The organism is Bacillus sp. C1, assembly GCF_054570475.1.
The window spans coordinates 1-18,370 of record NZ_JBTMZT010000018.1 but is presented as its reverse complement, the minus strand read 5'-3'; the positions used below and the strand labels follow the sequence as shown (position 1 = coordinate 18,370).

29 protein-coding genes are annotated in these 18,370 nt (G+C 38.6%); 27 read left to right on the top strand and 2 right to left on the bottom strand.

What is annotated here, in order from left to right:
- Positions 1-19: 19 nt before the first annotated feature.
- The 25 genes from rpsN (at position 20) to salA (ending at position 15,385) form a co-directional block, all read left to right on the top strand.
- Positions 20-205, top strand: a complete 186-nt coding sequence (rpsN, locus tag ACX5JI_RS24955; RefSeq protein WP_001085700.1) for a 30S ribosomal protein S14 — start codon at positions 20-22, stop codon at positions 203-205.
- Positions 206-234: 29 nt separating this feature from the next.
- Positions 235-633, top strand: a complete 399-nt coding sequence (gene rpsH / locus ACX5JI_RS24950) for a 30S ribosomal protein S8 (protein ID WP_000245511.1) — start codon at positions 235-237, stop codon at positions 631-633.
- Between the two features lie 31 nt (positions 634-664).
- The gene (gene rplF / locus ACX5JI_RS24945; protein ID WP_459503669.1) at positions 665-1,204 is read left to right on the top strand and encodes a 50S ribosomal protein L6; all 540 of its coding nucleotides are present in this window, start codon (positions 665-667) and stop codon (positions 1,202-1,204) included.
- Positions 1,205-1,235: 31 nt separating this feature from the next.
- Positions 1,236-1,598 (top strand): 50S ribosomal protein L18, encoded by a 363-nt coding sequence (rplR, locus tag ACX5JI_RS24940; protein WP_000628818.1) that lies wholly within the window; start codon positions 1,236-1,238, stop codon positions 1,596-1,598.
- Between the two features lie 21 nt (positions 1,599-1,619).
- Positions 1,620-2,120 carry a 30S ribosomal protein S5 gene (gene rpsE / locus ACX5JI_RS24935; RefSeq protein WP_459503668.1) on the top strand — a complete coding sequence of 167 codons (501 nt, stop codon included), beginning with the start codon at positions 1,620-1,622 and terminating at the stop codon, positions 2,118-2,120.
- A gap of 16 nt (positions 2,121-2,136) precedes the next feature.
- Positions 2,137-2,319, top strand: a complete 183-nt coding sequence (gene rpmD, locus ACX5JI_RS24930) for a 50S ribosomal protein L30 (protein ID WP_001085234.1) — start codon at positions 2,137-2,139, stop codon at positions 2,317-2,319.
- Between the two features lie 33 nt (positions 2,320-2,352).
- Positions 2,353-2,793 (top strand): 50S ribosomal protein L15, encoded by a 441-nt coding sequence (rplO, locus tag ACX5JI_RS24925; RefSeq protein ID WP_459503667.1) that lies wholly within the window; start codon positions 2,353-2,355, stop codon positions 2,791-2,793.
- Positions 2,793-4,094 (top strand): preprotein translocase subunit SecY, encoded by a 1,302-nt coding sequence (gene secY / locus ACX5JI_RS24920; protein ID WP_459503666.1) that lies wholly within the window; start codon positions 2,793-2,795, stop codon positions 4,092-4,094. The genes rplO and secY overlap by 1 nt, the downstream gene beginning before the upstream one ends.
- Before the next feature lie 52 nt (positions 4,095-4,146).
- Positions 4,147-4,797 carry an adenylate kinase gene (locus ACX5JI_RS24915; RefSeq protein ID WP_459503665.1) on the top strand — a complete coding sequence of 217 codons (651 nt, stop codon included), beginning with the start codon at positions 4,147-4,149 and terminating at the stop codon, positions 4,795-4,797.
- Complete coding sequence (gene map, locus ACX5JI_RS24910) at positions 4,797-5,543, top strand: type I methionyl aminopeptidase (RefSeq protein WP_459503664.1); 747 nt, start codon at positions 4,797-4,799, stop codon at positions 5,541-5,543. The genes ACX5JI_RS24915 and map overlap by 1 nt, the downstream gene beginning before the upstream one ends.
- A gap of 68 nt (positions 5,544-5,611) precedes the next feature.
- On the top strand, positions 5,612-5,830 hold the full coding sequence (infA, locus tag ACX5JI_RS24905; RefSeq protein ID WP_001029884.1) for a translation initiation factor IF-1: 219 nt from the start codon (positions 5,612-5,614) through the stop codon (positions 5,828-5,830).
- A 35-nt stretch (positions 5,831-5,865) separates the two neighbouring features.
- Positions 5,866-5,979 carry a 50S ribosomal protein L36 gene (gene rpmJ / locus ACX5JI_RS24900; protein ID WP_000868344.1) on the top strand — a complete coding sequence of 38 codons (114 nt, stop codon included), beginning with the start codon at positions 5,866-5,868 and terminating at the stop codon, positions 5,977-5,979.
- 21 nt (positions 5,980-6,000) lie between these two features.
- Positions 6,001-6,366 carry a 30S ribosomal protein S13 gene (gene rpsM, locus ACX5JI_RS24895; RefSeq protein WP_000090789.1) on the top strand — a complete coding sequence of 122 codons (366 nt, stop codon included), beginning with the start codon at positions 6,001-6,003 and terminating at the stop codon, positions 6,364-6,366.
- 24 nt (positions 6,367-6,390) lie between these two features.
- The gene (gene rpsK / locus ACX5JI_RS24890; protein ID WP_000101801.1) at positions 6,391-6,780 is read left to right on the top strand and encodes a 30S ribosomal protein S11; all 390 of its coding nucleotides are present in this window, start codon (positions 6,391-6,393) and stop codon (positions 6,778-6,780) included.
- 181 nt (positions 6,781-6,961) lie between these two features.
- A complete protein-coding gene (locus ACX5JI_RS24885; protein WP_000569645.1) occupies positions 6,962-7,906 on the top strand; it encodes a DNA-directed RNA polymerase subunit alpha in 945 nt (314 codons plus the stop codon).
- A gap of 35 nt (positions 7,907-7,941) precedes the next feature.
- Positions 7,942-8,304 carry a 50S ribosomal protein L17 gene (gene rplQ, locus ACX5JI_RS24880; protein ID WP_459503662.1) on the top strand — a complete coding sequence of 121 codons (363 nt, stop codon included), beginning with the start codon at positions 7,942-7,944 and terminating at the stop codon, positions 8,302-8,304.
- Positions 8,305-8,415: 111 nt separating this feature from the next.
- On the top strand, positions 8,416-9,258 hold the full coding sequence (locus ACX5JI_RS24875) for an energy-coupling factor ABC transporter ATP-binding protein (RefSeq protein ID WP_459503661.1): 843 nt from the start codon (positions 8,416-8,418) through the stop codon (positions 9,256-9,258).
- Entirely contained in the window at positions 9,234-10,115 is an 882-nt protein-coding gene (locus tag ACX5JI_RS24870) for an energy-coupling factor ABC transporter ATP-binding protein (RefSeq protein ID WP_459503660.1), read from the top strand. The genes ACX5JI_RS24875 and ACX5JI_RS24870 overlap by 25 nt, the downstream gene beginning before the upstream one ends.
- Positions 10,103-10,897: an energy-coupling factor transporter transmembrane component T family protein gene (locus ACX5JI_RS24865; protein ID WP_459503659.1), complete on the top strand. Its 795-nt coding sequence runs from the start codon at positions 10,103-10,105 to the stop codon at positions 10,895-10,897. The genes ACX5JI_RS24870 and ACX5JI_RS24865 overlap by 13 nt, the downstream gene beginning before the upstream one ends.
- Before the next feature lie 14 nt (positions 10,898-10,911).
- Positions 10,912-11,655: a tRNA pseudouridine(38-40) synthase TruA gene (gene truA, locus ACX5JI_RS24860; protein ID WP_459503658.1), complete on the top strand. Its 744-nt coding sequence runs from the start codon at positions 10,912-10,914 to the stop codon at positions 11,653-11,655.
- A 152-nt stretch (positions 11,656-11,807) separates the two neighbouring features.
- Positions 11,808-12,245, top strand: coding sequence for a 50S ribosomal protein L13 (gene rplM, locus ACX5JI_RS24855; protein WP_001260793.1), 438 nt, complete (start codon positions 11,808-11,810; stop codon positions 12,243-12,245).
- A 21-nt stretch (positions 12,246-12,266) separates the two neighbouring features.
- Positions 12,267-12,659: a 30S ribosomal protein S9 gene (gene rpsI, locus ACX5JI_RS24850; protein WP_000079986.1), complete on the top strand. Its 393-nt coding sequence runs from the start codon at positions 12,267-12,269 to the stop codon at positions 12,657-12,659.
- 305 nt (positions 12,660-12,964) lie between these two features.
- Positions 12,965-13,393 (top strand): DUF2521 family protein, encoded by a 429-nt coding sequence (locus ACX5JI_RS24845; RefSeq protein ID WP_459503657.1) that lies wholly within the window; start codon positions 12,965-12,967, stop codon positions 13,391-13,393.
- Between the two features lie 69 nt (positions 13,394-13,462).
- Positions 13,463-14,176, top strand: a complete 714-nt coding sequence (gene cwlD, locus ACX5JI_RS24840) for an N-acetylmuramoyl-L-alanine amidase CwlD (RefSeq protein ID WP_459503656.1) — start codon at positions 13,463-13,465, stop codon at positions 14,174-14,176.
- Between the two features lie 141 nt (positions 14,177-14,317).
- Positions 14,318-15,385, top strand: coding sequence for an iron-sulfur carrier protein/transcriptional regulator SalA (salA, locus tag ACX5JI_RS24835; RefSeq protein WP_459503655.1), 1,068 nt, complete (start codon positions 14,318-14,320; stop codon positions 15,383-15,385).
- Between the two features lie 73 nt (positions 15,386-15,458).
- Here salA and gerD read toward each other — a convergent pair whose 3' ends face one another.
- Positions 15,459-16,085 carry a spore germination lipoprotein GerD gene (gerD, locus tag ACX5JI_RS24830; RefSeq protein ID WP_459503654.1) on the bottom strand — a complete coding sequence of 209 codons (627 nt, stop codon included), beginning with the start codon at positions 16,083-16,085 and terminating at the stop codon, positions 15,459-15,461.
- Between the two features lie 138 nt (positions 16,086-16,223).
- On the opposite strand from gerD, the gene ACX5JI_RS24825 reads away from it, so the two are divergent.
- Positions 16,224-16,838 carry a KinB-signaling pathway activation protein gene (locus tag ACX5JI_RS24825; protein ID WP_459503653.1) on the top strand — a complete coding sequence of 205 codons (615 nt, stop codon included), beginning with the start codon at positions 16,224-16,226 and terminating at the stop codon, positions 16,836-16,838.
- Between the two features lie 118 nt (positions 16,839-16,956).
- Here the strand turns inward: ACX5JI_RS24825 and pdaB are convergent, their stop codons facing one another.
- Positions 16,957-17,721: a polysaccharide deacetylase family sporulation protein PdaB gene (pdaB, locus tag ACX5JI_RS24820; protein WP_459503652.1), complete on the bottom strand. Its 765-nt coding sequence runs from the start codon at positions 17,719-17,721 to the stop codon at positions 16,957-16,959.
- 164 nt (positions 17,722-17,885) lie between these two features.
- On the opposite strand from pdaB, the gene ACX5JI_RS24815 reads away from it, so the two are divergent.
- Positions 17,886-18,104 (top strand): hypothetical protein, encoded by a 219-nt coding sequence (locus ACX5JI_RS24815; protein WP_459503651.1) that lies wholly within the window; start codon positions 17,886-17,888, stop codon positions 18,102-18,104.
- Positions 18,105-18,370: the final 266 nt, after the last annotated feature.

Genomic DNA, 18,370 nt, shown 5'->3' with positions numbered 1-18,370 from the left:
AAGTAGAGGAGGCGAAAACGTGGCTAAAAAATCTATGATTGCGAAACAAAAGCGTACTCCTAAGTTTAAAGTGCAAGAGTATACACGTTGCGAACGCTGCGGTCGTCCGCATTCTGTATACCGCAAATTTAAACTTTGCCGTATTTGTTTCCGTGAACTTGCATATAAAGGTCAAATTCCTGGTGTTAAAAAAGCTAGTTGGTAAAACCCACAAATGGGAAGGAGGTAAAACACATGGTGATGACAGATCCAATTGCAGATATGCTTACTCGCATCCGTAATGCGAACATGGTACGTCATGAGAAATTAGAGGTTCCTGCTTCTAAAATCAAAAAAGAAATTGCTGAACTTTTAAAACGTGAAGGTTTCATTCGTGATGTAGAATACATCGAGGATAACAAACAAGGTATCCTTCGTATTTTCCTGAAATATGGTGCAAACAACGAACGTGTAATCACTGGATTAAAACGTATCAGTAAGCCTGGCTTACGCGTTTACGCAAAAGCTGATGAAGTACCACGTGTACTTAACGGATTAGGTATCGCTCTTGTTTCTACATCTAAGGGAGTAATGACAGACAAAGATGCTCGTCAATTACAAACTGGTGGAGAAGTAGTAGCATACGTTTGGTAATATATATTTAAACGAACGGAGGTGTGACCACATGTCTCGTATTGGTAAAAAGATTCTTGAAATCCCTGCAGGTGTGACTATCACAGTAGCAGAAGACAATACTGTAACAGTAAAAGGCCCTAAAGGTGAATTAACTCGTAAATTCAATGCTGATATGTCTATCAAAATTGAAGAAAATACACTAACAGTTGAGCGTCCATCTGAACAGAAGGAACACCGTGCATTACACGGTACAACTCGTGCTTTACTAGGTAACATGGTTGAAGGTGTAACTACAGGTTTCGCACGCGGACTTGAATTAGTCGGTGTTGGTTACCGTGCTCAAAAACAAGGAAACAAACTTGTATTAAGCGTAGGTTACTCTCATCCAGTAGAAATGACTCCGGAAGCAGGCCTTGAAGTTGAAGTACCTGCACCAACAAAAATCGTAATCAAAGGTATCGACAAGCAACGTGTTGGCGAATTTGCAGCTAACATCCGTGCTGTCCGTGCTCCAGAGCCTTATAAAGGCAAAGGTATTCGTTACGAAGGCGAAGTTGTTCGTCGTAAAGAAGGTAAAACTGCTAAGTAAACCCGTTAGGTGAGAGAAAGGAGTGACAAGAATGATCACTAAAGCTGATAAAAATGCGACTCGTAAGAAAAGACATGCACGTGTACGTGCTAAACTTACTGGTACTGCAGAACGTCCACGTTTAAACGTGTTCCGTTCTAATCAACATATTTACGCTCAAGTTATTGATGATGTAAATGGTGTAACGTTAGTAAGTGCATCTACTCTTGATAAAGACCTTGCTCTTAACGGTACTAGCAACACTGAAGCTGCTACGAAAGTTGGAGAATCAGTTGCTAAGCGTGCTGTAGAGAAAGGCGTTAAAGAAGTAGTATTTGATCGCGGTGGTTACTTATACCATGGCCGTGTTAAAGCTCTAGCTGAAGCTGCTCGTGAGGCTGGATTACAATTTTAATGGTCAAAGGAGGGAAAATTGATGCGTCGCATTGACCCAAGTAAATTAGAACTTGAAGAACGTGTAGTTACGATAAACCGTGTTGCGAAAGTTGTTAAGGGTGGTCGTCGTTTCCGCTTTGCTGCACTTGTTGTAGTTGGCGATAAAAACGGTCATGTTGGATTCGGTACTGGTAAAGCGCAAGAGGTACCAGATGCAATTCGCAAAGCTATCGAAGATGCTAAGAAAAACTTAATCGCAGTACCACTTGTTGGTACAACAATTCCACACACAATCAACGGTCATTTTGGAGCTGGTGAAGTATTCTTAAAACCTGCTGCAGAAGGTACTGGAGTTATTGCTGGTGGACCAGTTCGTGCGGTACTTGAATTAGCTGGTGTACAAGATATTCTTTCGAAATCTCTTGGTTCTAACACACCAATTAACATGATTCGCGCTACTGTGAACGGATTAAGCGAACTTAAGCGTGCTGAAGATGTTGCAAAATTACGCGGTAAATCTGTAGAAGAGCTACTAGGTTAAGAAGGAGGGAAAACAAATGGCGAAAAAGTTAGAAATTACCCTCACTCGTAGTGTAATTGGTCGTCCACAAGATCAACGTGCGACGGTAGAAGCTTTAGGTCTTAAAAAGTTGAATTCAACTGTAGTTAAGGAAGAAACTCCTGCTATTCTTGGTATGATCAACAAAGTTTCTCACCTTGTAACTGTAAAAGAAGCTTAAGGATAACTCATTAATATAAGGAGGTGCCTGGGAATGAAACTTCATGAATTACAACCTGCAGAAGGTTCTCGTAAAGTACGTAACCGTGTCGGTCGCGGTATCGGTTCTGGTAACGGTAAAACTGCTGGTAAAGGTCATAAAGGACAAAACGCACGTTCTGGCGGCGGTGTTCGTCTTGGCTTTGAAGGTGGTCAAACTCCATTGTTCCGTCGTTTACCAAAACGCGGCTTCACAAACATTAACCGTAAAGAGTTTACTATTGTAAACTTAACAACGTTAAACCGTTTTGAAGATGGTACAGAAGTAACACCTGAATTATTGCTGGAAACTGGCGTTATCAGCAAATTAAACGATGGTGTTAAAGTTCTTGCAAGCGGAGCAGTTGAGAAAAAACTAACTGTTAAAGCGCACAAGTTCTCTTCAAGTGCTAAAGAAGCAATTGAAGCAGCTGGCGGAACAGTTGAGGTGATCTAATGTTTCGTACAATCTCCAACTTTATGCGCGTTGCTGAGATAAGACGTAAAATATTATTCACTTTAGCGATGTTAATCGTATTCAGGATTGGCACGTTTATCCCAGTGCCATTTACAAATGGAGACGTACTGAAAGCACAAGATCAGTTAAATGCATTAGGCATTCTAAATACATTTGGCGGTGGCGCTTTAAAAAACTTCTCCATCTTCGCGATGGGAATCATGCCGTATATTACAGCATCCATCATCGTGCAATTATTGCAGATGGATGTTGTTCCTAAATTTTCGGAATGGTCGAAGCAAGGCGAAATGGGCCGTCGTAAATTAACACAATTCACGCGTTACTTTACAATTGTTCTTGCGTTTATTCAGGGGTTTGGTATGTCGATCGGTTTTAACGGTATGGTAGGTGGACAGTTAATTTTGAATCCAGGTTGGGGCACTTATTTATACATTGCTACGGTACTGACTGCTGGTACTGCATTTTTAATGTGGTTAGGTGAACAAATTACAGCTAAAGGTGTAGGTAATGGTATTTCCATCCTAATCTTTGGTGGTATTGCCGCGGCGATCCCAAGTGTAATATCTCAAGTGTATCAACAACAGTTTCAAAATGTCGGAGATCAACTGTTCATGAGTATCGTTAAAGTTGCATTGATCTTACTAGCTGTGCTAGCAGTTGTTGTTGGAGTTATCTTCATTCAACAAGCTGTTAGAAAGATCCCAATTCAATATGCGAAGCGTGTAACAGGAGGAAATGGCAGTTATACTGGAGCACAAAACACACATTTACCGCTTAAGGTAAATAGTGCGGGTGTTATTCCAGTAATTTTTGCTGTCTCATTCTTAATTACACCTCCAACTATTGCACAGTTCTTCCCGAAACATGATATATCGCAGTGGATTATCCAAAACTTTAACTATTCTCACCCAGTGGGAATGATTATATATGTTGCGCTCATTGTAGCCTTCACATATTTCTATGCATTTGTTCAGGTTAATCCAGAACAAATGTCAGAGAATCTAAACAAACAAGGTGGATATGTTCCAGGTATTCGTCCGGGTAAGAATACAGAACAATATCTAACAAAAATCTTGTATCGTTTGACCTTTGTAGGATCTATTTTCCTAGCAGCGATTGCAATCTTACCAGTTATCTTTACGAAGCTGGGAAATCTTCCTCCATCTGCACAGATCGGTGGAACGAGTATGTTAATCGTTGTCGGCGTTGCTTTAGAAACAATGAAGCAGCTAGAAAGCCAACTGGTAAAACGCCATTACAAAGGGTTTATCAAGCAGTGAGTAAGTGGGAAGATATGTCTTCCCTACATGCTCATTATGAGGGGGAACAAAGATGAACTTAATTTTAATGGGGCTTCCTGGTGCTGGTAAAGGTACTCAAGCCGAACAGATTGTTGCCAAGTATAACATCCCTCACATCTCAACAGGAGATATGTTCCGTGCAGCTATGAAGACTGAAACTGAACTTGGTTTACAAGCAAAATCCTTTATTGATAAAGGTGCTCTTGTTCCAGATGAAGTTACAATCGGAATCGTTCGTGAACGTTTAAGTCAAGAGGACTGCGTAAAAGGCTTCTTATTAGACGGCTTCCCACGAACAGTTGCACAAGCATCCGCTCTTGAAGAGATTATGAAAGATCTTGGCAAAAAAATCGACTATGTTTTAAACATTAATGTGGATTCAGGATTGTTATTAAAACGCCTTACAGGCCGTCGCATTTGTAAAGAGTGCGGTGCGACTTACCACTTAGAATTCAATCCACCAGCAAAAACTGATGTGTGCGATAAATGTGGTGGCGAATTATATCAACGTTCTGATGACAATGAAGAAACTGTAGCGAATCGTTTAGAGGTAAATATTAAGCAAACAAAACCTTTGCTTGATTTCTATGAAGAGCTTGGTTACTTACAAAGCATTAATGGTGAGCAAGATATCAATAAAGTATTTGCTGATATCGATGTTCTCATCGGAGGCTTAGCGTAATGATCATTTGCAAAACTCCTCGCGAGATAGAAATCATGCGAGAAGCTGGCAGGATCGTTGCTTTAACTCATCAAGAGTTGAAAAAGCATATTGCTCCAGGAATTACAACGAAAGAGCTCGATCAAATAGCGGAAAAGACGATTCGAAAATATGGTGCTACGCCATCTTTTAAAGGATACAACGGATTTCCGGGAAGCATCTGTGCTTCTGTAAATGAAGAGCTTGTACATGGGATTCCAGGAAAGCGCAAGCTCCAAGAAGGCGATATCATCAGTATCGATATTGGTGCGAAATACAATGGGTACCATGGAGATTCTGCATGGACGTATCCAGTAGGAAACATTTCTGAATCTGTTCAAAAGCTACTTGATGTCACAGAAAAATCGTTGTATCTTGGTTTAGAACAAGTAAAACCAGGCGAAAGATTATCGAATATCTCACATGCGGTTCAAACGTATGCTGAAGACAATGGATTCTCGATCGTTAGGGAGTATGTTGGTCACGGAATCGGGCAAGACTTACATGAGGACCCACAAATCCCGCACTATGGTCCGCCAAATAAAGGTCCTAGATTAAAGTCGGGAATGGTCATCTGTGTTGAACCGATGGTGAACCAAGGAAGACGATATGTAAAAACACTATCTGATGACTGGACAGTGGTAACGGTAGATGGTAAATGGTGTGCCCATTTTGAGCACACGATTGCTCTTACAGAAGCAGGATACGAAATCCTTACCACTTTATAAGTAGCTGGCTCTCCGGTATTTCAGAACAGTGTAAAATGTTACTGATTTGAAGAAGGGAGAACTATTGAATGGCTAAAGATGATGTAATTGAAGTCGAAGGTACCGTTCTTGAAACGTTGCCAAATGCTATGTTCAAAGTAGAATTAGAGAATGGGCATGTCGTATTGGCTCACGTTTCTGGTAAAATCCGTATGAACTTCATTCGTATTTTACCAGGAGACAAAGTTACGGTAGAATTATCTCCGTACGATTTAAATCGTGGTCGTATTACGTACCGTTTTAAATAATATAGCACTCCGTAATCTTTAAGGAGGTTCGAGACATGAAAGTAAGACCGTCAGTTAAACCAATCTGCGAAAAATGTAAAGTTATTCGTAGACGTGGAAAAGTAATGGTTATTTGTGAAAACCCTAAACATAAACAAAAACAAGGTTAATCAGAAGGAGGTGCATTCAGAATGGCACGTATCGCAGGTGTAGATATTCCTCGTGACAAGCGCGTTGTTATTTCTTTAACTTACGTATTCGGCATTGGTCGCACAACTGCTGAAAAAATTCTTGCTGAAGCTGGTGTTTCTGAAGAAACACGAGTTCGTGATTTAACGGAAGACGAATTAGGACGTATCCGTGATATCATCGATCGTATTAAAGTTGAGGGAGATCTTCGTCGTGAAGTATCACTTAACATTAAACGTCTAATGGAGATCGGTTCTTACCGTGGTCTTCGTCACCGTCGTGGTTTACCAGTTCGTGGTCAAAACTCTAAAAACAATGCTCGTACACGTAAAGGTCCACGTCGTACAGTAGCAAATAAAAAGAAATAATAAGTAAAGGAGGTTGAACTAACAATGGCACGTAAAACAAACACTCGTAAAAAACGTGTGAAAAAGAATATTGAAGCTGGTGTAGCTCATATTCGTTCTACTTTCAACAACACAATCGTAACACTTACAGATACTCACGGTAACGCGCTTTCTTGGTCTAGTGCTGGTGCACTTGGTTTCCGTGGATCTCGTAAATCTACTCCATTCGCTGCGCAAATGGCTGCTGAAACTGCTGCTAAAGTTGCAATGGAGCACGGTTTAAAAACTTTAGAGGTTACTGTAAAAGGTCCTGGTGCTGGTCGTGAAGCTGCAATTCGTGCTCTTCAAGCTGCAGGTCTAGAAGTAACAGCAATCAGAGATGTTACTCCAGTTCCTCATAATGGATGTCGTCCGCCAAAACGTCGTCGTGTTTAATTTTTCTGTATAGAATTTTCCCTTTTGTCTATAATGGATATGATGCATTATCGAGAAATTTCGTACAGAAACATCGCTTGTTGTGCACAATCGGGAACTGCCTAAGGGGGACTTTCGGCTAGACAGAGGTTTTTTCCTTTGTTTGGCCGAGGTTTCGACGTTTTGAAGGAGGGTTTAGTTAATGATTGAAATTGAAAAACCGAAAATCGAAACGGTTGAACTTAACGAAGATGCTAAATATGGTAAATTCGTGATTGAACCGCTTGAGCGTGGATATGGTACTACTTTGGGTAACTCCTTACGTCGTATTCTTTTATCCTCACTCCCTGGTGCCGCTGTAACTGCTATCCAAATCGATGGCGTATTACACGAATTTTCAACAGTTGAGGGCGTAGTAGAAGACGTTACAACGATCATCTTAAACTTGAAAAAGTTAGCTCTTAAAATCTACTCTGAAGAAGAGAAGACGTTGGAAATCGATGTACAGGGCGAAGGTATTGTCACAGCTGCTGATATTACTCACGATAGTGATGTTGAAATCTTAAATCCAGATTTATACATTGCAACGTTAGCAAAGGATGCGCATTTCCGCGTGCGTTTAACTGCAAAGCGTGGCCGTGGGTATACGCCAGCTGATGCAAATAAAAGCGAAGATCAACCAATAGGAGTTATTCCTATTGATTCTATTTATACTCCAGTATCACGTGTGACTTACCAAGTGGAAAAGACACGTGTCGGACAAGTGGCAAATTATGATAAGCTTACGCTTGATGTATGGACGGATGGAAGCATCGGGCCAAAAGAAGCTATCTCTTTAGGTGCCAAAATCTTAACTGAGCATTTAAATATCTTTGTTGGTTTAACTGATGAAGCACAAAATGCTGAGATTATGGTTGAGAAGGAAGAAGATCAAAAAGAAAAAGTTCTAGAGATGACTATTGAAGAACTTGATCTTTCTGTTCGTTCTTATAATTGCTTAAAACGTGCAGGAATTAATACTGTACAAGAGCTTGCGAACAAAACAGAAGAAGATATGATGAAAGTTCGTAACTTAGGACGTAAATCTTTAGAAGAAGTTAAACATAAGCTTGAGGAATTAGGCTTAGGCTTACGTAAAGACGACTGAGGATTTAAACTCATCAACAAAGGAGGGAACTACGAATGGCATACAGAAAATTAGGCCGTACAAGTGCGCAACGTAAAGCTATGTTACGTGACTTAGCTACTGATTTAATTATCAACGAGCGCATCCAAACGACAGAAACTCGTGCAAAAGAACTTCGTTCTGTAGTGGAAAAAATGATCACTTTAGGTAAACGCGGAGATCTTCATGCTCGCCGTCAAGCTGCATCTTTCATCCGCAATGAAGTTGCTAATGCTGAGACTGGTCAAAATGCACTTCAAAAATTATTCGCTGATGTAGCTCCACGCTATGCTGAGCGTCAAGGCGGATACACTCGTATTGCAAAAATTGGTCCACGTCGCGGAGACGCAGCACCAATGGTAATTATCGAGTTAGTATAATGATAATTAAAAGGGCAGGACAGTTCTTTTCAAGTAACTGGTCATGGCCCTTTTTTTTTAAATATAGAAAATAGGCTAACTTGGTGTAATGACGAGAGAGGGTGCCTTACATTGAAAAAAGAGAAACTACGAACCCAAAATGTATCGTTTCAATATCCTGGGGCAACTTCTTATGCATTAAAAGACGTATCGTTCTCTTTGTATGAGGGAGAATGGGTCTCTGTAATTGGACAAAATGGTTCAGGAAAATCTACACTTGCAAAACTATTAAATGGTTTATTTTTGCCGGAATCAGGAACGGTTATTGTAAACGATACAATGATTTTATCTGAAGAAACGGTATGGGATATTCGCAAACAGATTGGTATGGTATTTCAAAATCCAGATAATCAATTTGTTGGGACAACAGTGCAAGACGACGTTGTATTTGGTCTTGAGAATAGTGGAATGCCTCGGGCACAAATGGTAGAACGGATGAATCAAGCGCTAGAGATGGTTCGAATGAAAGAGTATTTGGATGAAGAGCCTCATTCATTGTCAGGTGGACAAAAGCAACGTGTTGCGATTGCGGGTATATTGGCACTACAACCATCTATTTTAATATTAGATGAAGCGACATCTATGCTAGATCCCCAAGGAAGACGTGAAGTAATTGAAACTGTTAGGCAACTTGTTGATACAAAAGGCATTACCGTGTTATCAATTACACATGATTTGGAAGAAGCTGCACAGTCAGACCGAGTTATCATTTTGAATCAGGGAGAAATATTAGAGGAAGATACGCCGGAACAAATTTTTAAATCTTCTCATACACTCAGGGAAATCGGGCTAGATGTACCATTTTCAGTAAAAATAGCAGAATTATTAAAAAGAAATGAAATCCTACTGCAAAATACGCATCTTACAATGGAAAGCTTGGTGAACGAACTTTGGAGATTACATTCCAAACAGTAGAGCATCGTTATCAATATAAAACTCCATTTGAAAGACGCGCGCTTTATGATGTAAACGTGTCGTTTCCAAGTGGGGGATATTATGCCATTATCGGTCATACTGGTTCGGGCAAATCAACGATGATTCAACATTTAAATGGTTTATTGCAGCCGACAAACGGCATAGTCCAAATTGGAGAGCATTTGATTTCCTCGCAAAAGAAAGTGAAGAAATTAAAGCCACTGCGAAAAAAGGTAGGGGTTGTATTTCAATTTCCGGAGCATCAGTTATTTGAAGAAACGGTTGAAAAGGATATTTGCTTTGGCCCCTCAAATTTCGGTGTATCCGAAGAGAAAGCAAAACAAAAGGCGAGAGATGCAATCGAACTCGTTGGATTAGATCCAGAATTATTAACACGTTCTCCGTTTGAGTTAAGTGGTGGACAAATGAGACGTGTAGCAATAGCGGGCGTACTTGCGATGGAACCGGAAGTTCTTGTATTAGATGAACCTACAGCAGGGCTTGATCCTAAGGGACAGCAGGAGCTTATGGAGATGTTTTATAAACTTCATAAGGAACAAGGGCTTACAGTCATCCTTGTTACTCATAATATGGAGGATGCTGCTAAATATGCAGATCAAATTGTGGTTATGCATAAAGGAACGGTCTTTTTGCAAGGAACAGCAGAGGAAGTATTTTTACATGCAGATGAATTAGAACAAATCGGTGTGGATCTTCCAATGTCTTTAAAGTATAAACGTGCAATTGAAGAGAAGTTTGGTATTACGATTCCAAAGGCTACCTTATCTTTAGAGGATCTGACTCATGAAGTTGTACAGGTGTTACGAAAAGGTGGTCATGAATCATGCAGCAGTTAATTATTGGGAGGTATATTCCAGGTAGGTCGCTCGTTCATCAACTTGATCCACGTGCGAAGCTGTTGATTGTCTTTTTATATGTATTTGTTGTCTTTTTAGCAAATAATGCGATTTCATATGGAGTTTTATTTTTATATGCACTCATTGCTTTATTTTTTGCAAAAGTGCCGATTCGTTACGTACTTTCGGGCTTAAAACCAATCTTATGGATTTTTCTTTTTACATTTTTTCTGCATATTTTTACAAATAAAGAAGGAGATGTGTTATTCCAGTTTGGTTGGTTTTCTATACATGAAAAAGGATTAGAGCAAGGAATATATATTTCTATACGCTTCTTTGTTATTATTTTAATGACGACGTTATTAACGTTGACGACAACACCCATTGAGATTACTGATGGTATGGAAACATTGTTAAAGCCATTAAAGCGCATAAAGGTTCCTGTTCATGAAATCGCATTGATGATGTCTATTTCTCTTCGTTTTATCCCAACATTAATGGATGAGACGAGTAAAATTATGAAAGCACAGGCATCCCGTGGCATTGATTTTTCTGGTGGTCCGATAAGAGATCGATTAAAGGCGGTTATTTCTTTACTTGTACCGCTCTTTATTAGCGCGTTTAAGCGTGCTGAGGACTTAGCAATTGCAATGGAGGCACGTGGATACCGAAGCGGTGAGGGACGTTCTAAATTTAGGCAGCTACGCTGGAAAACAAGTGATACGTTAACAATAGTAAGTTTACTTTGTTTAGCGTGTATTCTAGCTTGGTTGCGATTGTAATGGAGAATAGAGAAATGGAAAGAATAAAATGTACAGTTGCATATGATGGTATCAATTTTTGCGGTTATCAAATCCAACCGCAGCATCGTACTGTTCAACAAGAAATAGAGAACGCTCTGCAAAAATTGCATAAGGGAGAGCTTGTTCGCGTTCAAGCATCAGGACGAACAGATTCTACTGTTCATGCCAAAGGACAGGTGATTCATTTTGACACATCGTTGTCTCTTGAAGACTGGCAATGGAGCAATGCTTTAAATACAATGCTGCCGGACGATATAGTCGTCAGACAAGTAGAGAAAAAAACAGAAGATTTTCATGCGCGTTACGGTGTTAAGAAAAAAGAATATCGCTATCGTGTATTATTATCTAAAAATGCGGATGTATTCCGTAGAAATTATGTATACCAGTATCCATATCCAATTCAGATAGAATCTATAAGAAAGGCGATTCCTCATTTTATTGGAACGCATGATTTTACTTCTTTTTGCTCGGCAAAAACTGATAAAAAGGATAAAGTGCGAACAATTTATGAAATAGATTTAACAGAACAAGATGATGAGTTAATTTTTCGTTTTGTAGGAAATGGATTTTTATATAATATGGTTCGAATTATTGTTGGAACGCTGCTTAGCATAGGACAAGGAAAAATGGATCCTGACAGCATTCCAGAGATTTTAACAAAACAAGATCGGCGTTTCGCTGGGAAGATGGTTCCGGGTCATGGACTTTATTTATGGCAGGTAAACTATAACAACTAATCCTGGTGTAACATTTGCTTGACATTAGAAACTCAAAAGGATATCATAACATATGGTATTGTTTCTAAAACCACGATTAGCCCCGGAAGGAAATCGTGTTTAAGATAAACAATAGATTTTTTCTATGGAAAAGATAACGAGGAGGGAAACACATGCGTACGACTTTTATGGCAAAAGCTAACGAAGTTGAGCGTAAATGGTATGTGGTTGACGCTGAAGGTCAAACTTTAGGTCGCCTTGCTAGTGAAGTAGCATCCATTTTACGTGGTAAAAACAAACCAACATTTACACCACACGTTGACACGGGTGATCATGTAATTATTATTAACGCTGAGAAAATTCATTTAACAGGTAATAAATTAAACGATAAAATTTACTACCGTCACACTAACCACCCAGGTGGTCTTAAACAAAGAACAGCTCTAGAAATGCGTACAAACTACCCTGTACAAATGTTAGAGCTTGCAATTAAAGGCATGCTTCCAAAAGGACGTTTAGGACGTCAAGTGTCTAAAAAATTAAATGTGTATGCTGGAGCAGAGCATCCACACCAAGCACAAAAACCAGAAGTTTACGAACTTCGCGGATAATCAATTAAAGGAGGGCTTACTTTGGCACAGGTTCAATACTATGGTACTGGACGTCGTAAGAGTTCAGTAGCGCGCGTACGCCTAGTTCCAGGCGAAGGACGCGTTATCATTAACGGTCGTGATTTTGAAAACTATATCCCATTTGCTGCATTACGTGAAGTAGTGAAACAACCTCTAGTTGCAACAGAAACTTTAGGTAACTACGATGTACTTGTAAACGTAAATGGTGGTGGATACACTGGTCAAGCTGGTGCTATTCGTCACGGTATTTCTCGCGCTTTATTAAAAGCTGACCCAGAATACCGTCTAACATTAAAACGTGCAGGTCTATTAACTCGTGACGCACGTATGAAAGAGCGTAAAAAATACGGTCTTAAAGGCGCACGTCGTGCACCTCAGTTCTCAAAACGTTAATTTTTGTGAACTTCAAACCCCAGTCTTTTGGCTGGGGTTTTTATTATGCTTAATTGGAGATATAAAATGAGTTTTTCATCATCCACCGTAAGCTTGCAGGATAAACTTATTTTTGCTTTTTCAACATATAAGTCATTGTTGTGAGCTTGCATTCGTAGGCTCTTTTTGTTTTCACTTGCTTCCACCTAAAAAGGTTTTATGTTCTTTTTTAGGTATGATGTCTTGGAATATTTTAGTGCTACCTTCTTATGTATGCTTCATCTTTAGAAGTTTAGACTAATACGTATTAGGGAGGTTCAAGTACTATGAATGTCATTGTTAGCTTACAAGAAAAACAAAAAGAAAAGCAGTTGAAATATGAACGGAGGATGCTTCGTGAATTATCATTAAAAACGCTACGATCTAATATTCGGGATGCTTTCGATATGAAAGAGCTGCACAGGCAGTATGAGGATTATTGTATTGAACTTGGAATTGAGTCGTACTTATTAGGAGCAAGATATAGTAAATTTGGATACTATGGTGAATCTTTTTTTGATGTGAAATATCGTGCTTTAGAAGAAGAACAGCAATTAACGGAAATGTTGTTTCAATTTTTAACAAGTATGACCATGCGGGAGATAGAACCGAGCGATGAGGATTTGTTGTACACATCATGTGAACAGTTTATTAGTTCATGGTGGCGTGAGGGGTATGAAAAAGGTGAAAGAAGATATCGTTTAAAGCTTCATTAAGAAGAGAAGCATAAACTTTCCTCTTGTCCCATATAAGTAATTAGAGGGACTAGCTAGAGGAGGAAAGGTATGAAGAGAATTCGAATTATCTCTTTTATGCTCGCTGCAGTTGTACTGTTTTTCTTGGTGAAACAAGAATTTCAAATTACGAAGTCGTGGCGGGCTTGGAACTTACCCTTATCTGGGAAAGTGATTGTATTAGATGCGGGGCATGGTGGACCAGATGGAGGAGCGGTTGGTGGGAAAGATATTGTAGAAAAGGACATTACACTTGAAATTACTAAAATGGTACAGGATTATTTACAAGAGCAAGGTGCGTTAGTTATTTTAACGCGAGAAGGGGACTATGATTTAGCAGACAAAGATACAAAGTCATATAGTAGGCGCAAAGCTGAGGATCTCAAAAAGCGTGTAGAAATTATTAATAAGCCTGATGTGGACTTTTTTGTGAGTATTCATTTAAATGCTTTGCCGAGTAGCGGATCAAAAGGTGCGCAAACATTTTACTATCGTTCTTTAATTGAAAATGAACGGGCGGCGAAGTTTATACAGGCTGAATTACGAACGAGTCTAGAAAATACAAACCGTTCCGCTAAAACAATCCCTCATGTTTATTTACTTAAGTATGCGAAAACACCGGGTGCTTTAATTGAAGCTGGATTTTTATCGAATGTAAATGAACGATATATGTTGAATTCGGAGAAATATCAGCAAAAGGTGGCCGCAGCAATATACCGCGGAATACTTCGTTATTTTACGGAAAAAGGGAACCCTCCTGAATAAGGGGGTTTTTTGAATTCCTCTCGTTACCGAAGTTTTCGGAAAATATGTTATACTGGAAATGTAAACGCATTTATTTTGAAAATAAACAAACCCAATTTATTTAGCATTACTTTATTTTTCATACAGGGGGCTGGGCTGATTATGGTAACGAAGGAGCAAGTAGTGGAGGCGCTTGAAGGGATTGTTGATCCATTTCTACATAAAACGTTAAAAGAAACAAATGCCATTAAAGAGGTGACGGTAAAGCCTGAGAAAGGGCATGTCAGTGTGAAAATCGCAATTGTAAAAGCAGGGACAGCTGAACAAATGCAATTACAGGCTGCTATTGTGAAGCTTGTGAAAGAACTTGGAGCAGCAACGGTTGGCTTACGTTTTGCTGAATTTACAGAGGACGAGCTAGCGCAGTTTGCGCCGCCTAGGGAAGAACAAGAAAGTCAATCTTTACTATCACCGCATTCTAAAACAACATTTTTAGCAGTTGCAAGTGGAAAAGGTGGAGTTGGTAAATCAACTGTTTCTGTAAACTTGGCGATTGCTTTAGCTCGTTTAGGAAAAAAAGTTGGTATTATTGACGCTGACATATATGGATTTAGTGTACCGGATATGATGGGGATTGAAAAACGCCCAATCGTAAGAGGCGATAAAATTATTCCTGTAGAGCGTTTAGGAGTAAAAGTAATTTCGATGGGATTCTTTGTAGAAGACAATGCTCCTGTTATTTGGAGAGGGCCAATGCTTGGTAAAATGTTAAATCACTTTTTCACAGAGGTGGAATGGGGCGATTTAGACTATTTAGTATTAGACCTACCACCAGGGACAGGAGATGTAGCCTTAGATGTTCATTCAATGTTGCCATCTTGTAAAGAAATTATTGTAACAACGCCTCATCCGACAGCGGCATTTGTAGCAGCTCGTGCAGGTGCTATGGCACTTCGCACGGAACATAGTATTCTTGGCGTTGTTGAAAATATGGCTTACTTTGAAAGTAAAGTAACCGGTGAGAAAGAATATGTGTTTGGAAAAGGTGGAGGAGATAAATTAGCTGCAGAATTACAAACAGATGTATTAGGCCGAATTCCGCTTCAGCAACCAGATTGGAATAAAGAAGACTTTGCACCATCTGTATATGAGGATACTCATAAAACAGGCGTTATCTATCGAACGATAGCTGAGCAAGTGATTGATCGAACATCAGTTAAACAAAAATAAACTTCGCTAGTAAATAGTTCCCCTACTTCTAGACGTCTAGAGGCAGGGGATTTATTATGTGTAGAGATTTGCTTTATTTTTGTTCCTGTTGTTGGTTTTGTGATCCTCCGTCGCCGCCACTGCCACTTTCTTTTTTCTCAGCTCCACCTTTTTTTTCGGCTTTTTCAATACCTTTGCTAATAATATCAATTATTTTAGTTTGGAAGAGTGGACTTTCAACAGTCTCTGTTAATACTTGTTGTAAATATTGACGATATTCTTTGCTTTTCATTGTTTGTAGCATGATTTTTTCTACTTCAGGGTTTTTCATAATTTCTATAACGCCCGCTTGGTATTCCGGGTCTTTTAAGAGTGTTTTCATTAAAGCTGTTTGTTCTTTTTCAATACCTTTAGCGAATTTTGCCGAAAACTCAGGGTCTTTAAATAATTTTTCCCAAAGCTGTTGCCCCTTTTCGGATACCATTGCATCTTCAATCGTTTTTTTGACTACAGCTTCATCTAGTATAAGTGCCTGTTTCATTTTTTCATCTGTTAATACATCTTGGATTGCTTTCTTTCCTTGATCAGTTTTTAAAATATCGACAATCATCTTTTTTGTTTGATCGTAATCTAATTCGGATTTCGCTTCTTTTTCTTGTGCACATGCGACAAGTGCAGTAAAAAGGAGTGAAGAAACTAAAACGAGTAGCATCCGCTTCATTAGCTGGGGCTCCTTTCAACACAGTTCTCTTTTTTAATATAAATATCTTAGAGGAAATTATACATGTTCATGACTAGCTTTTTGAAATTGTCATTGATACAATTTAAGTAGAAATATATCAATAATGGGGGATGGGTTGTGAATAGCCGAAAATGGGTACGACTATTTTTAACGACATTGCTGCTTGGGGGGATTAGTACAATCCTTATTGGTTTTATTCTTGGGTGGGATAAGTACGTTAAATTTTTTCAAAATTTCGACGTTGGTGAAGTTCTAATGATTTCTTTTTGGTTACTGGGTGTTGGTTTTATTTTTAGTGTAATTAGTCAAATGGGCTTTTTTGCTTATTTAACAGTTCATCGTTTTGGGCTAGGAATGTTCCGGTCTTCTTCTCTTTGGAACGCAGTTCAGCTCTTTTTCATTGCATTTGTACTGTTTGATTTCGTTTATTTAAGATCAGTACTCGTTGCAAATGGAGATGTTACGTTTGGGAATAATATTCTTGTAGCTGGAATATTGTTTCTATTTGGGATGATTGTAGCTTATATTAAGAGTAAAGAAACGAATAAAAAAGCTTTTATACCAGCTTTGTTTTTTATGGTTGTCGTAACAATTCTGGAATGGGTGCCGGCGCTGCGGATTAATGATACCGATTGGTTATATTTGATGGTTATACCACTTTTATTGTGTAATGCATATCAGTTACTTATATTACATCGTTTAATAGGGGGAGGAAGTAAGTCAGTTAGTTAAGAAAAAGAGCAAAGGGTACAACATCTTTTATATAAGGTGTTGTACCCTTTGCTATGCATAAGTAATAAGACTTTAATTCGAAATTCAGGTGAATGAGAGGAAGCAGAAGAAGAAACCTTTATTTTATATCGTTACTTTTGGCGTGTGTGTTAGAAATAAGTTGTGATACAGATACTTGCCCATAACCATCGCTTTTTAATTTTTGTAGGAGCAGGGGTAGAGATTTATTTGTTTGAAGCGCCGAATCAGAAGCATGTAATAAAATGATATCCCCACCACGTAAATTGTTAGAAACTGTGGATACAATTGTATTCACACCGGGATTTTTCCAATCATTTGAATTATTACTCCAGTGTACAACAGTATATCCAAGAGACTCTGTTACTTTGAGAACTGTTTTGTTGAATTCCCCGCTAGGAGGGCGTAAGAGCTTGACTTGTTTTATGCCAAGCTTTGTAAATACATCTTGTGAACGTAAAAGATCTTTTCGAATTTCGTTCGCTTCCAAAGAAGTATAAGATTTATAGTTATAGCCCATACTTCCGATTTCGTGACCGTCCTGTATAATTCGTTCAACAATATCGGGGTGTCTTTCTGCCCACGCTGCAGAGAGGAAGAAAGTCGCATTTTTAATTTCTCTTTCTTTTAAAGTATCAAGAATAGGAATTGCCTTTTTATCTCCCCAACTAATATCGAATGTTAACGCGACTTGTTTTTTTGCTATATCGCCTTTGTAAATGACTTTTGGACCAGTAGCAGTTGAAAAAGCAGATTGATGAGAATATGTCTTTAAAAAGAGAAGCCATGCTGTAAATAAAGAAAGTACAATAATGAAACTAATGTGCTTAAATTTACGTTTACTTGTTGTAAAAAAGAAAAACATAATACTCCGCCCCTTTGTCCAATCCTTTTCAGTTACTTATATGCTAAAAAAGTTGAAAAGAGAACTGAACGATTAACATCGCAGGAAATGGATATAATGGATGATATAGTGTGTATTCTAATTTGTATTGATATAGATATAGAAGTAATTGTTGAGGTGATAGTTTGCTTGGGATTATGCTGACAAAAGAAGAACTGAAAGAAATGGAATATATATTGAAGAGGGAGTTAGATGAGCTTTTATTTGATTTTGCAGATGAGCGAATACATGATGTGGTAAAAAAGACGATGGAAGAACGATATAAAATTCTTTTTTGTTTGTTTCGAAGGATAGCAAATGCAGAAGAATGCATTCGTTATGTAAGAAAAAGAGTTTTTTATTAAAAAGTATTGACCTGGGTAGATAATATATGATAAATTAATAACCGTCGCTGATGCGAATTAGCAGAAAGCGAAAAAACAAATTTTAAAAACTTAGTTGACATTGAAAAATGAAGATGTTAACATAAGGGAGTCGCAAATGAGCGACAAACGAGTTCTTTGAAAACTGAACGAAACAAACAACGTGAAACGTCAATTTTTATTTTAGATGCTAGACAAACTAACTTTATTGGAGAGTTTGATCCTGGCTCAGGATGAACGCTGGCGGC

What these genes read in the sequence shown, in the direction of transcription:
- rpsH (WP_000245511.1), top strand. Translation starts at nt 235, where the DNA reads ATGGTGATGACAGATCCAATTGCAGATATGCTTACTCGCATCCGTAAT.
- rplF (WP_459503669.1), top strand. Translation starts at nt 665, where the DNA reads ATGTCTCGTATTGGTAAAAAGATTCTTGAAATCCCTGCAGGTGTGACT.
- rplR (WP_000628818.1), top strand. Translation starts at nt 1,236, where the DNA reads ATGATCACTAAAGCTGATAAAAATGCGACTCGTAAGAAAAGACATGCA.
- rpsE (WP_459503668.1), top strand. Translation starts at nt 1,620, where the DNA reads ATGCGTCGCATTGACCCAAGTAAATTAGAACTTGAAGAACGTGTAGTT.
- rpmD (WP_001085234.1), top strand. Translation starts at nt 2,137, where the DNA reads ATGGCGAAAAAGTTAGAAATTACCCTCACTCGTAGTGTAATTGGTCGT.
- rplO (WP_459503667.1), top strand. Translation starts at nt 2,353, where the DNA reads ATGAAACTTCATGAATTACAACCTGCAGAAGGTTCTCGTAAAGTACGT.
- secY (WP_459503666.1), top strand. Translation starts at nt 2,793, where the DNA reads ATGTTTCGTACAATCTCCAACTTTATGCGCGTTGCTGAGATAAGACGT.
- ACX5JI_RS24915 (WP_459503665.1), top strand. Translation starts at nt 4,147, where the DNA reads ATGAACTTAATTTTAATGGGGCTTCCTGGTGCTGGTAAAGGTACTCAA.
- map (WP_459503664.1), top strand. Translation starts at nt 4,797, where the DNA reads ATGATCATTTGCAAAACTCCTCGCGAGATAGAAATCATGCGAGAAGCT.
- infA (WP_001029884.1), top strand. Translation starts at nt 5,612, where the DNA reads ATGGCTAAAGATGATGTAATTGAAGTCGAAGGTACCGTTCTTGAAACG.
- rpmJ (WP_000868344.1), top strand. Translation starts at nt 5,866, where the DNA reads ATGAAAGTAAGACCGTCAGTTAAACCAATCTGCGAAAAATGTAAAGTT.
- rpsM (WP_000090789.1), top strand. Translation starts at nt 6,001, where the DNA reads ATGGCACGTATCGCAGGTGTAGATATTCCTCGTGACAAGCGCGTTGTT.
- rpsK (WP_000101801.1), top strand. Translation starts at nt 6,391, where the DNA reads ATGGCACGTAAAACAAACACTCGTAAAAAACGTGTGAAAAAGAATATT.
- ACX5JI_RS24885 (WP_000569645.1), top strand. Translation starts at nt 6,962, where the DNA reads ATGATTGAAATTGAAAAACCGAAAATCGAAACGGTTGAACTTAACGAA.
- rplQ (WP_459503662.1), top strand. Translation starts at nt 7,942, where the DNA reads ATGGCATACAGAAAATTAGGCCGTACAAGTGCGCAACGTAAAGCTATG.
- ACX5JI_RS24865 (WP_459503659.1), top strand. Translation starts at nt 10,103, where the DNA reads ATGCAGCAGTTAATTATTGGGAGGTATATTCCAGGTAGGTCGCTCGTT.
- truA (WP_459503658.1), top strand. Translation starts at nt 10,912, where the DNA reads ATGGAAAGAATAAAATGTACAGTTGCATATGATGGTATCAATTTTTGC.
- rplM (WP_001260793.1), top strand. Translation starts at nt 11,808, where the DNA reads ATGCGTACGACTTTTATGGCAAAAGCTAACGAAGTTGAGCGTAAATGG.
- ACX5JI_RS24845 (WP_459503657.1), top strand. Translation starts at nt 12,965, where the DNA reads ATGAATGTCATTGTTAGCTTACAAGAAAAACAAAAAGAAAAGCAGTTG.
- cwlD (WP_459503656.1), top strand. Translation starts at nt 13,463, where the DNA reads ATGAAGAGAATTCGAATTATCTCTTTTATGCTCGCTGCAGTTGTACTG.
- salA (WP_459503655.1), top strand. Translation starts at nt 14,318, where the DNA reads ATGGTAACGAAGGAGCAAGTAGTGGAGGCGCTTGAAGGGATTGTTGAT.
- gerD (WP_459503654.1), bottom strand. Translation starts at nt 16,085, where the DNA reads ATGAAGCGGATGCTACTCGTTTTAGTTTCTTCACTCCTTTTTACTGCA.
- pdaB (WP_459503652.1), bottom strand. Translation starts at nt 17,721, where the DNA reads ATGTTTTTCTTTTTTACAACAAGTAAACGTAAATTTAAGCACATTAGT.